Origin of the sequence: Paenarthrobacter sp. NPDC018779 (assembly GCF_044391085.1) — a bacterium.
Taxonomy (GTDB): domain Bacteria; phylum Actinomycetota; class Actinomycetes; order Actinomycetales; family Micrococcaceae; genus Arthrobacter.
In genome coordinates this window covers 35,413-48,909 of the sequence record NZ_JBIRZS010000027.1, presented here as the reverse complement: position 1 = coordinate 48,909, position 13,497 = coordinate 35,413, and the positions used below count along the sequence as shown (strand labels likewise).

The following is a 13,497-nucleotide window of genomic DNA, read 5'->3' as shown; positions in this document are numbered from 1 at the left end:
CGGTCCCATTCCGAACCCGGAAGCTAAGACCCACAGCGCCGATGGTACTGCACCCGGGAGGGTGTGGGAGAGTAGGACACCGCCGGACAACCATTACAGTTGGAGCCCCGACCACGACGGTCGGGGCTCCACACATTTAACAGGGGCTAGCGCAAGATAGAGTCACCGGATGAACCTGTCACGATCCTTGGATGTCCCCGCCTTCCTGACAAACCGACAGGTCCATTTGCGGCCGGTTGTCCTGGACGATTGCGGGGAGTTGGCAGCGGCCTACGTCCGGAACGCTGAGCACTTGTCCCCGTGGGAGCCTCGGCGTGAGCAATCGTTCTTCTCGGTCCCCGGGCAGGAGAAAGCGATTCGAAGCAAGCTGGAGCAGTATGCTGCCGGCGGCGAAGTACCCTGGATGCTTCTCAGATCCGGCATGATCGTAGGAACCATGACCCTGTCAGGCATCGTCCGTGGTCCTTTTCTCAGCGCCAACCTTGGTTATTGGGTTGATTCGGCTCATGCCGGCAAGGGCTTGGCTAAAGCAGCCGTCGGCGCGGTGTTGGATATGGCCGGCGGTGAACTGGGGTTGCACCGCGTCCAAGCGGCCACGTTGGTGCACAACTCGGCTTCCCAAGCGGTCCTGATGCGGTGCGGGTTCGAGCGGATTGGATTGGCGCCGTCGTACCTGAAGATCGATGGCAAGTGGCAAGACCATGTGCTCTATCAGCGCATTCTGCACTGATCCCGACGGTGGTTGGACACTGTGCTGCCGCGCCGTAGGGTACGCCACAGCCGGCTCGGAGGCCCAAAAACCCTGAAAATCCGGTGATTTTGGTCAAAAAAGCGCGGAAACACGCGGAATTTGCTGGCCATGCCGGTGCAAGCTGGTAAGTTTTCGAGCAGTGGCTTGCTCGCGTTCCGCTTGCCGGCTCAAAAACGTATTAGTCCAGGAGGACGTAAATGGCTAAGAACCGTAGTGAACTCGTTGCAGAGGTAGCAGGCAAGGCTGGCACCAGCCAGGCAGCCGTCAACTCCGTGCTCGATGCACTGTTCGAAGTTTTCGAGACTTCTGTTGCTGCAGGCGAGAAGATCACCATCCCGGGCTGGCTCGCAGTTGAGCGTACCGACCGTGCAGCTCGTACCGGCCGCAACCCGCAGACCGGCGAGACCATCCAGATCGCAGCCGGCCACAGCGTCAAGCTGACCGCTGGTTCCAAGCTGAAGGCTGCTGTCGCCAAGAAGAAGTAACAATACTTCGGCGAATGCCTGGAAGAGGCGGCAACGTGGTGTTGCCGCCTCTTCTGCTTTTAATCCGGAGCCTGCCCACTTCCCCTCCCCAGTGAACTCCCGATTCGCAGCCCGGCGGCAGGTAACGGACAATGGATAGGTGCCACTAGCCAGAAGCTCCGCAACTGCCCCTTCGCCCGTTCCCAAGCCGGGACCGCGGGGAGGCGCCACAGGCATGGGTATTTCCTTGCCGTGGCAGCTCGCGGGCCTGGCTGTCCTTTTCCTGACGTTGGCCGGAGCGCTCATCTTTTCCGGTGCTGCGGCAGCCCGCCAGGTCTCCGACCCCGGCGCCTTGGTCCGGTGGGGCCTTCCCTTCGCGAAGGCCATTCACAATGTGTCTGTGGCAACCGTCATTGGTGGCCTGATCTTCGCCGTCGGAATCCTTCCAAAGAACCTCAAGCCCTCCAGGACGCGTGGCAAGGATGATCTCGAGGCACCCGAGCACCCCGCGTTTTCGCGGGCCTTGGCCGTTGCGGCCGCGGCGGGAGCAGCGTGGACTCTTTCAGCGGTGGCCGTCCTTGTCCTGACCTACGCCGACGTTGCAGGGCAGGGAGTCTCCGGGGATGCTGAGTTCACCCGGTCCCTGGTGTACTTCATGACGGACATCGAGACGGGCAAGGCATGGCTTGCGGTGACCATCATCGCTGCCGTTGTCACCACTGCCTTGTTTGGCGTGCGGTCCTTGACGGGCCTGGCGTTTACCTTGCTCTTGGCCCTCATCGGCTTGGTTCCGACTGCCCTCATCGGACACTCTTCGAGTTCCAGCGACCACGAGGGCGCCATCAACTCCCTGGGCATGCACCTGGTGGGCGTGTCCACCTGGGTGGGCGGCATCATCATGCTTGCGGTCCTGTCCGGTCTCCTGACTGGCTCACGGTCTTCGGGAACGGCTGACATCACCGAACCGACGCTCAGGCGCTTCTCGTCCCTGGCAGGGTTCGCGTTTGTCCTGGTATTCGCCTCGGGCGTGATCAACGCAGCCATCCGGGTAACCAATCCCGGCGATCTTTTCGGTTCCTCCTACGGCCAGCTCATTCTTGCGAAGGCCCTGGCCACCTTGGTGCTGGGCGGTATCGGCTTCATGCACCGGCAGTGGGTGATACCCCAGCTGGGCAAGAATGGTTCAATGTCCGCCCGCCGGGTGCTGTGGCAACTGATTCTTGTTGAGCTCTTGGTGATGGGCGCGACGTCGGGACTCGCCGTGGCGCTGGGACGTTCGGCTCCGCCGCAACCCACCACATATGCGCCGGATGCTTCGCCCGCCTTCATTCTCTCGGGCTATGAGGTGCCGCCGGAACTCACCCCCGAACGCTGGCTCACGGAGTGGCGCTTCGACTGGCTCTGGGTAGGCGTGGCGTTGTTTGGCGCCGTTTCCTACATCCTGGGTGTCATCAAGGTCCGCAAACGCGGTGACACCTGGCCTGTGCTGCGCACTATCCCATGGCTGGTGGGCCTGGTGGTCCTGACGTACATCACCTCCGGACCGCCCGCCGTGTACGGCCGTGTGCTGTTCTCCGCGCACATGGTGGACCACATGGCGCTGACCATGGTTGCGCCGATCTTCCTTGTTCTTGGCGCCCCGGTGACGCTTGCCCTGCGCGCTCTCCCTGCCCGCGGTGAAGGCGCCCATGGATCGAGGGGCCTGCGCGAATGGTTGCTGCTCTTTGTCCACTCGCGCTTCTCACAGGTAGTGACGCACCCGCTGTTTGCGGCCGCGAACTTCGCCGGTTCCATCGTGCTGTTCTACTACTCGGACCTCTTCGGCCTTGCCATGCGTGAGCATGTAGGCCACGAGCTCATGAACCTCCACTTCCTGTTGACGGGCTACATCTTCGTGCTGAGCATGATCGGCAGCGATCCCTTGCCACGGAGGGCTCCGTATCCGATGCGTCTGCTCCTGTTGCTGGCCACGATGGGTTTCCACGCGTTCTTCGGCGTATCGATCATGGGTGGCACAGGCCTCCTCGCTGCGGACTACTTCGGCAACCTGGGCCGGACCTGGGGTGCGTCCGCCCTCGCTGACCAGCAAATGGGCGGTGCCGTTGCGTGGGGCATCGGCGAGGTCCCCACCCTGCTGGTGGCGATCGGAGTGGCGGTCATGTGGTCCCGTTCGGATGCACGGGAAACCCGGAGGGTCGATCGCGCGGCGGACAGGAATAACGACGCCGACCTGAGTGCTTACAACGATATGTTTGCCCGGCTGGCCGAGCGGGACGCCAAGGTGTCCAGCCGCCAGACGGGTCCAGGGTCACCGGCAGGGAACAAGCCGGGGACCGAGGCGGCCAACAGCCCCGGCAGCACCGCTGGGAACCAGGCGGGCGATGAGTCCGGGACCGGGCAGACTGAACGAAACACCAAGCTGGAAGGACGCTGATGAGCGAAACCGTACGCACCCAACTCCGGGTCCGCGCCTCTGAGCTGGAGGGCCGCGGCTGGCTCAATACCGGCGGCAAGTCGCTCGACCTCGAATCGCTCCGCGGCAAGATCGTGCTGCTCGACTTCTGGACGTTCTGCTGCATCAACTGCCTCCACGTCCTGGACGAGTTGCGGCCACTTGAAGAAAAGTACTCCGACGTCCTGGTGACAGTGGGCGTGCACTCGCCCAAGTTCGAGCACGAGGCAGACCCCGTAGCGCTGGCCTCGGCTGTTGAGCGCTATGAAATCCACCATCCGGTGCTGGACGACCCCGAGCTTGCCACCTGGAAGGCCTATACGGCCCGCGCGTGGCCCACCCTGGTTGTCATTGATCCGGAGGGTTACATCGTGGCCCACCTTTCCGGCGAGGGCCACGCTGACGGCCTCGCGGTCCTGCTGGAAGAGCTGGTGGCTGAACATGAAGCCAAGGGCACCCTGCACCGCGGCAACGGTCCGTATGTGGCTCCCGAGCCGACATCCGGCACGTTGCGTTTCCCGGGGAAGGCAACCCAGTTGGACAACGGGAACTACCTGGTGGTCGATTCCGGACACCACCGGTTGGTCGAGCTGCGCCCTGACTTTGAGACGGTGGAGCGGGTCATTGGCTCGGGCGCCAAGGGCTTCGCCGACGGCGCTGCCGGGACCGCGCAGTTCAACGAACCCCAGGGCGTCGCCGTGCTGCCTGCGGAGCTCGCCTTGAAGCTCGGCTACGACGTTGTTGTTGCCGACACCGTGAACCACCGCCTGCGCGGCGTCAACCTGGGCAGCGGCGAAGTGCGGACCATTGCGGGCAATGGCATTCAGCGACTCCTCGACGCTGGCCCGGCCCGCGTCACGGAGTCGGGGGCCGGCAGTTGGTCGGAGCACCACGAGAGCGGCCCGGCGGACTTCGCTGCCGATGCCCTGGACGTTGGGGTGCTCGGCCGCGGTACCGGCGTGTCACTGTCCTCGCCATGGGACCTCGTGTGGAGCGAAAAGCTGCAGCGCGTGGTTGTTGCCATGGCAGGGACACACCAGATCTTCGCTTTGGACCCCGTCAGCGGCGTCGTCTCGATCCTGGCCGGCTCCGGCCTGGAAGGACTCCTGGACGGTCCCGCAGAGGAGGCCTGGTTCGCCCAGTCGTCCGGCCTGGCCATCGATGCAGAGGACAACATTTGGGTGGCCGACTCCGAAACCTCGGCCTTGCGCCGCCTGGTTGTGGGTGAGTCCGGCGTGACAGTGGAAACCGCAGTCGGCACCGGCTTGTTCGACTTTGGCTTCCGCGATGGCGAGGCGGCTGAGGCACGTTTGCAGCACCCCTTGGGTGTGACAGTCCTGCCGGATGGTTCAGTTGCCATCGCGGACACCTACAACGGGGCCGTGCGCCGCTACGATCCCTCGACCAACACGGTGTCCACCTTGGCCCGCGGATTGGCAGAGCCCAGCGACGTAGTGGTGGTCAACCACCAGAACGCGGAACCGCTGCTGGTGGTGGTGGAATCCAATAAGCACCAGTTGGTTCTGGTACCTATTCCCAAGGAAGCGCAGCAGGTTGACGAGGGCGCCTCGCAGACCCAGCGTCCCAAGAGCCCCGTGGTTCCCGGAAACCTGGATCTCACGGTCCGGTTCAAGGCTCCGACAGGCCAGAAGCTCGACGACCGTTGGGGCGACCCCACGCAGTTGAAGATTTCCTCCACCCCGCCGGAACTCATCGTGTCAGGCGGGGGGACCTCCGTGGGGCTGTTGAGGACCGTGGAACTGAACCCGGATGTGACCGAGGGGATTCTTCACATTACCGCCCGCGCTGCGGCCTGTGACGGTCCTGAGACGGAAGACGGCGAGATTCCGGACCACGCGGCCTGCCACCTCTACCAGCAGGACTGGGGCATCCCGGTGGTCCTCCAGGCAGATGGCGATTCAGAACTGGTCCTGGACCTGCGCGGCATGGACTAAAAAACCAGGCAATGACGGGATGGCCCGGCTTCCTCCAGCCCGGAGGCAGCCGGGCCATCCTGTTTTCCGTGGCGACGCTTTTCCATTGCCGGCGCTTCGCAAAGCCGGTCCATGTCACTTGGCGGGCAGTCGCTTCCAACAGCACGGCCGGCGGAGCCCGGGGAACCGGAACGCGCCAACCCTAGAACGTGAGCAGCGGCGTGACGGTCACGGTGGTGCCGTCGGTGTCCAGTTGGGTGGTGAAACTGAAATCATGCACCACGTTGAGGTCGTTGACGGCGCCGGTGAACAGGTTGATCTCGCGGGCTGTCAGTCGTGCTTTGCCGTTGAGTGGCGCCACTACCCATTTGCCGCCGAAGGGTTCGATGGTGATCTTGGGGTATTCCGTGATCTCCCATTTGATAGTTCCGTCCACTACCCGCGCGTTGCTGGCGTGGTAGAACGGGCAGTCCGGCTGGAGCCGCTGTTGCTCCGTGGCTTCGGAGGCGCACTTGTCCAGGAATTCGCGGACCTTGCCGGCGACGGCCTCGTCCATGGATTTGGTGGAGCGGGTCTGGAGGTTCAGGGGAGCCTGCCCGCCGTCGCGGGTTGAGACGAGGGCCGAAGTGGCGGGTGCCTCGAAGAACGTCCCGTTCAGGCTCGCCTCGTATTTGCCGGGAAAGAACACAGCGAAGGTGTTGCGACCGTTGGGCATGTTGACCGGAACCCCGTTCAGGGCGGCTTCGCTGGCATTGACCACTGTGACGTCTATGGTGGGCAACGTGGTGGGCACGAAGGCCCATTTTCCGAAGAACAGCCATTGCGTACCGGTGCGTTCCATGAGGAACTCGGTGTGGAGCCGGCTGCCGTCCAGGGTGTAGTCCACGGGAACTGCCACACGGTTGCCGTTCCTGGATTCGGCGTTGCCGATCTTGACGTCGGAAAGGGCGGACGCGGCGGTTTGCAGGGCCGTTCCGTCCAGCATGGCGGCGTTCGCGTTGGGTACCTTGGCGCGCAACAAGCCGAGGGCCTGCTCGCCTTCGCCCTTCTGCAGCGCCTCCAGATACTCCCGCACGGGCTGCTGCGGGCTGGCCACGGAGTTGCTTACCAGGTTGATGCAAACGATCGCACCGGCGGCAGCAAGCATCAGACCGAGCAGCCATCCGGCTGCGGTCTTGACCAATGCTTGACTCACCTGCACGCCCTTTACGTTACCTGCCGTGGCGCCAATAGCCGCGCAGGAAGACCGCAAGGTGACTTAGCAAGAACGCGTCAAGGACGCCCGACGGCGGCGACTGGCGCACGCGGGCCGGGCACCCGCCGTCGTGGTTCAGGCAGGAACGAGGCCAGCGGGCCGGGCACCCGGCGTCGTGGTTCAGGCGACTGGCGCACGCGGGCCGGGCACCCGCCGTCGTGGTTCAGGCAGCGGCGAAGCTACCGCCGCCGCCGTGACGATGTGCCAAACACGCCGCGGATCAGGTCGCGGCCCAATTGGGTTCCCATGGATCGGACCATGTTCTTCAGGCCGCCACCCAAGGCACCGCCGAGGGCTCCGGCGAGGTCTCCAAACACGCCTGGGTCTGAGGGCGCGGGCGCGGGGACCGGCGCGGGAGCCGAAGGGGCGGGGTAGGACGACGGCGCAGGGGCGGGACGGGAACTGGGCCGGCCGAGAATCTCTTCCTCGATGCGGCGGGCCTCGGCGTCGATATCGGCAGGGGAGGACCCGGACGAAGCCCCGGACGGACCGGCGGAAGCGGGCACCGGTGGCTGGCCCGGTGCGGCCGATCCCGTGGGGACGGGCGCCGCGCCGCTCAGCTTCTCGTAGGCTGACACGTTGTCCACCGCCGTGCCGTATTTGGCCAGGAGCGATGACGCAGCCACCGTGCTCCGGACAAGGTCGTCAGCGCTGGGACCCATGACGGACTCGGGCGCGCGGAGCCGGGTCAAGGCCACGGGAGTGGGCGCGCCCTTCTCGTTCATGACAGTGATGACGGCCTCGCCGATTCCTGCCGAAGTGAGGGTCTCTTCGAGGTCGTAGTCGCTGACCGGGAAGGTGGACACCGTGGCCTTCAAAGCCTTGGCATCCTCGGGGGTGAAGGCGCGGAGGGCGTGCTGCACCCTGTTGGCGAGCTGGCCCAGGACATCCGCGGGCACGTCCTTGGGCGTCTGTGTCACGAAGAAGATGCCCACGCCCTTGGACCGGATGAGGCGCACTGTGGTGGTGATGGCTTCGAGGAAGGCCTTGGAAGCGCCGTTGAAGAGCAGGTGCGCCTCGTCCAGGAAGAACACGAGCTTGGGCTTGTCCAGGTCGCCTGCTTCGGGAAGGTCTTCGAACAGATCCGCGAGGAGCCACATAAGGAACGTAGAGAACAGCAGGGGCTTGGTCTGGAGGGTGGGGAGTTCCAGGCAGCTGATGACGCCGCGGCCGTCGGGAGCGGTGCGGAGGAGTTCGGCGGTATCGAACTCGGGCTCGCCGAAGAACTTTTCCATGCCCTGTGCTTCAAGGCCAACAAGTTCGCGGAGGATCACGCCGGCCGTGGCCTTGGAGAGGCCGCCCAGGTCCGCGAGTTCGGCTTTTCCTTCATCCGAGGTGAGGAACTGGATGACGGCCCGCAGGTCCTTCAGGTCGATGAGTTCCAGGTTGTTCTTGTCCGCGAAGTGGAAGATCAGTTGGAGGCTGGATTCCTGGGTGTCGTTGAGGTCCATGATGCGCGAGAGCAGGATGGGGCCGAACGAGGTGATGGTGGCACGCACCGGAATGCCGTTGCCGTCCCCGCCCAGGCAGAGGAACTCGACCGGAAAGTTCCTGGCGGACCACTCCTGGCCCAGGGCCGATGTGCGGGCTGTCAGCTTCTCGCTGGCTGTTCCCGCCGTCGCCAATCCGGAGAGGTCGCCCTTGATGTCGGCGAGGAACACCGGAACGCCCGCCGTCGAGAGTTGCTCGGCGATCATGTGCAACGTGACGGTCTTGCCCGTACCCGTTGCACCGGCCACCAGGCCGTGCCGGTTCATCATGGCAAGGGGGAGCCGCACCTGGGCTTCCTTGTGGACTTCGCCGTCCACAATCGCGGCACCCAGCTCAATCGTGGCGCCTTGCAGGGTGTACCCCTGCTGGATGGTGGCGAGTTTTTCAGCAGTGGTTTTCGTGGCCATGCGCATAGCTTAGCTGCGCGGGACAAGATCCTTGCTGAAAGCCAAATGCATGATTTCCTCGGGGTCGGCCGTGAGGTCGAACAGTGCCGTGTAGCCCGTGGCGAGGTAAAGGTTCTTGGCTTCCGGCTGGCGGGGTCCGGTGGTCAGGTAGAGCTTGGAGTAGCCACGGCGGAGGGCCTCGGCCTCGAGCTCAGCGAGGACGCGCCGCGCCAGTCCACGCCGCCGGTGGGCCGAGTGGGTCCAGATGCGCTTGAGTTCCGCGGTGTCCTGGTCGTAGCGGCGGAAGGCGCCCCCGGCAATGGACTGGCCATTCTCCTGGATGATCAGGAGCGCGCCGTGCGGAGCGGCGAATTCCTCTGCGGGGTAGCGGTTGAGTTCCTCGGAGGCCCCTTCGCTGCTGAAGAGGTCGCCGTAGCGCGTGTCGTATTCGACGGCGAGCTCGTCCAGGAGCGGGCGGACGCGGGGATCGTCCATGGGCAGGCTGAGGACGGTCAGGCCCGACGGCGGCAGGGTTGGCGTTGCGGTCATGTGAAGCCTTTCGTAGGTGGTCACACAACTGGGGGACAGATAACGTCGCAATGAGTGCTCGTAGCGACGTTATCTGTCCCCTAGTTGGGTTGGGGCGCTGGGACCGAGGCCCTGAGCGTCTCCAGGATCCGGCGGGCCAGGGCGTCGTTTTCGCGGAACGGTGCGGCGTTGGTGTTGGGACGGGCAAAAGCTCCCGCACCCCATCCGGACGTCCACGGACCCACGGCAAACAACCCGTGCTGTGGTGTACCAACAGGGGAAAGGACCTCGTGATTCCCGGAGACCAGAAGTTTTCCGGTGGAATGCGGGCCGTCGGAGGTGAGCAGCCGCTGTTCGGTGCCCAGGCCGGCGTCGTGCAGGTCCAGCAAGGCGGGATTCGCGGAACGTTCCACGGACGCGGCAGGCAAGCGGGCCTCGATGTAGGCGGAGGCGTCAACCACCACCGGCGACTGGAACGAGCCCGCCACAAAACGGCCTGTGGCATCGTCGGCGCTGACCCACATGCCCGGGCCCAGGAACTTGAGGAAGCCGGCGCGGTGCAGCGCGAGCATCTCGCGGAGGCGGTGGGCGGGCGGCCCGGAGTCCACGAAGCTGAAGAAGCCGTGCCACCAACCATGGATGGCTTGCTGCGATCGGGCATTGAGCCGTTCCTGCGGCACCAGCCGACCCAGGTCCATGTAGACGAACAGCAGGGCCATGAAGAGCGCCAGGGTCTCCGAGTGGTCGTCGCTGGTGCGGAGGTCAAGGTCGCGCTGGATGTAGGCGGCCACCGAGCGCTGCACGGCCTCGTGGGAGTCGAACGCGCAACCGCTTAGTGGGTGGTCCACGGCCTCCAGGTCCAGCCGCAGCGCACGGTCGGGCACGGCGAACGCCGCGAGTTCCTCCCGTTCGGAGCTGTACCAGTCCAAGGCGTCGTAGCGGGCTTCGAAGCTCGCCCACGTGCCCAGGACCCGCTCCGGGTAGCCGGTGAACAACTCGCGGTAATACGCGTACCCGGCGTCCTTGGCGATCAGCGGCCAGAGGTGGGCGCGGAAGTCGAGTTCCTGGTGCTCGGCCAGCAGGGCGTCGATCGCGTCGGCGGTGAAATATCGCGGCCGTTCCACGGGAGTGCGCAGCGCGGAGGAGATCTTGGAATGGTACGGAACGCCGCGGCGGGAGCCGGCCCAAAGCCGGGGCTCGGCGCCGGAAGGCACGTAGTCGAGTCCGCCGTCGGGCCGTTCTTCGAAGCGGCCGCCACGGCCCTCGAACAGCAGCACCATCAGGTCCACGAACGCCAGGCCCATCCCGGAGACGATCACATCCTGCCCCGCAGCGATGGGGGAGTAGTCCACGTCCGTGGTGTACGACGGTGGCGCATGGAACCCGCCGTGTTCGGCGGCAAACGCGCTCAGCCGCGCTGACTCGGGCTCCGCCTGCGAATCGGTGTGGCCCAGGGCGTAAACCACGACGTCGGCAGCCACCTCGGCGCCGGAGGCCAACCGCACGCGGTGCGCACCGCCGTCGTGGTCGCCTCCGGAGGACGCGCCACCGGAGGAAAGGGAAACGCCGGTGGCCGTATCCCGATGGACCGTCACGGCCACGTCCGGTCCGAGGGACCCGACGGCACGGCGGAAGAACCACTCAAGGTACTTGCTCTGCAGTTGCCGGGTGGGAAACGAGGCCGGTGTCAGGGCGTGGAGTTGATCCAGGATGTGCGGTTCGAACAGCGGGACGTCGGTGATGCTGCCGTCGAGCACGCCCGCGGCCCAGGTAGCCAGGGAGGGTCCGTCCAGTGCCGGACCATCGCAGGCCACTGACGCGTCCGTGAACATTGTGACGTCAGCCGCAGTTGAGTTCATGAGCAGGCCGGGGCCCTGGTCGTAACGCCAGATCCGGCCGGATCCCGGCTGGTGCGGCTCCACGACGTGGATGTGCAGCGGCCCGTCGAAGAGCTCGGGGCGGCTTGCGGCCAGCCTCTCCAAGACACCGGCCGTGCGCGGACCGCCGCCAATGAAGACGATGGCGGGAACTCGTGACGGCATGGGAAATCTCCTGTACTGCGGGGGTTGGTATGCCCAATGTAGGGAGCCGCCCCAAGCCCGGTCGAGGGGCTGGTAACCGCCGTTCACTGCGCGTCATTGCGCGTTAAATGACGAAAAACAAAAGACGTATATGGCCTTGTGTGAATTGCATTTATGACGTTGGAAGAAGCCTTTTGAAGCCGCAAGAAGGCTCGTGAAGAAGTGCAAATTTCCGCCTTGCTGGCCGTTCCGGGCACCCCTAGATTTGCAGAAATCCGATAGACAACCCCCAACCGAAATGAGGTGGCGCATGAGTGCAATCGCACCGCCTGCCACGGCGGAATCCGCACCGCCCACCGCCGACTACTCCGACTACAAACTGGTTCCCGCGAAGCATCCGTGGCGCTGGGTGGGTACGGTCATCGTGGCCATCGGCGTGGCGGCCATCGTATGGTCCCTGGTGACCAACCCCCGCTGGGAGTGGGGCGTGGTGGCCCAATGGTTCACCGCGCAGTCCGTGGTGGCCGGTTTGGTGGAGACCCTGAAGCTGACCGCGATCTCCGGCGTCCTCGGTTTTGTCCTCGGATTCATCCTGGCCCTCATGCGCCTCTCGGCATCGCCGCTGCTGGTTTCGGTGTCCTGGACCTTCTCCTGGATCTTCCGCTCCACCCCGCTGCTGGTCCAGTTGCTCCTTTGGTACAACCTCGGTTACCTCTACGAGAAGATCAGCCTGGGGATCCCCTTCACGGACGTCAGGTTCTTCGAGGCGCAGACCACTACCCTCATCAGCCAGTTCGCTGCCGCCGTCCTGGGCCTGACCTTGAATCAGGCCGCGTACTCCGCGGAGATCATCCGTGGCGGCATCCTCTCCGTGGACCAAGGACAGCTCGAAGCCGCTGCAGCCCTGGGTATCCCGGCGTGGAAGCGCTCCACCAGGATCGTGCTGCCGCAGGCCATGCGGGCCATCCTGCCCAACGCCTTCAACGAGATCATCGGCCTGGTCAAGGGCACCTCGATTGTGTACGTGCTGGCCTACTCCGAGCTGTTCTACACGGTGCAGGTCATCTACAACCGGACCCAGCAGGTGCTCCCGCTCCTCCTGGTGGCCACGCTCTGGTACGTGGTGATCACCTCGGTGCTGAGCGTCTTCCAGTACTACATTGAACGCCACTTCTCCAAGGGTGCCCTCCGCACGCTGCCGCTCACTCCGCTGCAAAAAGCCCGCAAGTTCTTCGCCGCCCACGCCCCCGTCAACTCCGGGAAGGAACCACGATGACCACCGTCTTCTCCTCCTCCGAAGCGGCCGCGGCCGCCCACCTCGAAGAAGCCCACCTCGCGTCGGGTGGTTCCGGAGCGCCGGCCCCGGAACCGCAGGAACGCACGACGCCGGAACAGCCTGCCGCTGCCACCCCGGCTGCCGCCGTGGCCACCAAGGGCCAGGTGGATATCACCAATGTCCGCAAGTCCTTTGGTGCCACCGAGGTCCTCAAGGGTGTCTCGCTGTCCGTACCGCCAGGTGGCGTGGCCGTGATCGTGGGGCCGTCGGGCTCGGGCAAGTCCACGCTCCTGCGCACCATCAACCACCTGGAAAAGGTGGACGGCGGCTTCATCACCATCGACGGCGAACTGGTGGGCTACCAGGTCCGTGGCAATAAGCTCCACGAATTGCGTGAGAAGGACATCCTCAAGCAGCGCACGCACATTGGCATGGTGTTCCAGAACTTCAACCTGTTCCCGCACCTCACGGCCTTGGAGAACGTCACCGAGGCGCCCATCGTGGCCCAAGGCCGTTCCAAGGCAGAGGCCCGCAAGCGCGGCCTGGAACTGCTGGACCGCGTGGGCCTGAAGGACCGGGCTGACGCCTACCCCCGCCAACTCTCCGGCGGCCAGCAGCAGCGTGTGGCCATTGCCCGGGCACTCGCACTGGACCCCAAGATCCTGCTCTTTGACGAGCCCACCTCCGCCTTGGACCCGGAACTCGTCAACGAAGTCCTGGACGTCATCCGCGAACTCGCGAAATCCGGAACCACGCTGATCATCGTCACCCACGAGATGGGCTTTGCCCGGGACGTGGCGGACACCGTGGTGTTCATGGACCAAGGCCAGATTGTGGAGTCCGGCACACCCCAGGACATCTTCAGCAATCCCCGCGAGGAACGCACCCGCAGCTTCCTCTCCAAAGTCATCGAACCAGCCTTTAACATCTAGGAATCTC

The 13,497-nt window shown here is 64.8% G+C and carries 10 protein-coding genes and 1 rRNA gene; 7 read left to right on the top strand and 4 right to left on the bottom strand.

What is annotated here, in order from left to right:
* The 5 genes from rrf to ACH488_RS19860 form a co-directional block, all read left to right on the top strand.
* Positions 1–88, top strand: a 5S ribosomal RNA gene (gene rrf, locus ACH488_RS19880); the annotation flags it as partial.
* A gap of 81 nt (positions 89–169) precedes the next feature.
* The gene (locus ACH488_RS19875) at positions 170–730 is read left to right on the top strand and encodes a GNAT family N-acetyltransferase (protein ID WP_397326287.1); all 561 of its coding nucleotides are present in this window, start codon (positions 170–172) and stop codon (positions 728–730) included.
* 218 nt (positions 731–948) lie between these two features.
* The gene (locus tag ACH488_RS19870) at positions 949–1,236 is read left to right on the top strand and encodes an HU family DNA-binding protein (protein ID WP_011776355.1); all 288 of its coding nucleotides are present in this window, start codon (positions 949–951) and stop codon (positions 1,234–1,236) included.
* A gap of 214 nt (positions 1,237–1,450) precedes the next feature.
* Positions 1,451–3,649 (top strand): cytochrome c oxidase assembly protein, encoded by a 2,199-nt coding sequence (locus ACH488_RS19865; protein ID WP_397326286.1) that lies wholly within the window; start codon positions 1,451–1,453, stop codon positions 3,647–3,649.
* Positions 3,649–5,622, top strand: a complete 1,974-nt coding sequence (locus ACH488_RS19860; RefSeq protein WP_397326285.1) for an NHL domain-containing thioredoxin family protein — start codon at positions 3,649–3,651, stop codon at positions 5,620–5,622. The genes ACH488_RS19865 and ACH488_RS19860 overlap by 1 nt, the downstream gene beginning before the upstream one ends.
* Before the next feature lie 181 nt (positions 5,623–5,803).
* On the opposite strand, the gene ACH488_RS19855 is transcribed toward ACH488_RS19860, so the two are convergent.
* The 4 genes from ACH488_RS19855 to ACH488_RS19840 form a co-directional block, all read right to left on the bottom strand.
* The gene (locus tag ACH488_RS19855; RefSeq protein WP_397326288.1) at positions 5,804–6,832 is read right to left on the bottom strand and encodes a hypothetical protein; all 1,029 of its coding nucleotides are present in this window, start codon (positions 6,830–6,832) and stop codon (positions 5,804–5,806) included.
* Positions 6,833–7,035: 203 nt separating this feature from the next.
* On the bottom strand, positions 7,036–8,754 hold the full coding sequence (locus ACH488_RS19850; protein WP_397326284.1) for a helicase HerA-like domain-containing protein: 1,719 nt from the start codon (positions 8,752–8,754) through the stop codon (positions 7,036–7,038).
* A gap of 9 nt (positions 8,755–8,763) precedes the next feature.
* Complete coding sequence (locus tag ACH488_RS19845) at positions 8,764–9,282, bottom strand: GNAT family N-acetyltransferase (protein WP_397326282.1); 519 nt, start codon at positions 9,280–9,282, stop codon at positions 8,764–8,766.
* An 80-nt stretch (positions 9,283–9,362) separates the two neighbouring features.
* Positions 9,363–11,303 carry an FAD/NAD(P)-binding protein gene (locus ACH488_RS19840; RefSeq protein WP_397326281.1) on the bottom strand — a complete coding sequence of 647 codons (1,941 nt, stop codon included), beginning with the start codon at positions 11,301–11,303 and terminating at the stop codon, positions 9,363–9,365.
* A gap of 289 nt (positions 11,304–11,592) precedes the next feature.
* Between ACH488_RS19840 and ACH488_RS19835 the strand changes: the two genes are divergently transcribed.
* The gene (locus ACH488_RS19835; RefSeq protein WP_397326280.1) at positions 11,593–12,558 is read left to right on the top strand and encodes an amino acid ABC transporter permease; all 966 of its coding nucleotides are present in this window, start codon (positions 11,593–11,595) and stop codon (positions 12,556–12,558) included.
* The gene (locus ACH488_RS19830; RefSeq protein WP_397326279.1) at positions 12,555–13,490 is read left to right on the top strand and encodes an amino acid ABC transporter ATP-binding protein; all 936 of its coding nucleotides are present in this window, start codon (positions 12,555–12,557) and stop codon (positions 13,488–13,490) included. Before ACH488_RS19835 ends, ACH488_RS19830 begins: the two co-directional genes overlap by 4 nt.
* Positions 13,491–13,497 lie beyond the last annotated feature (7 nt).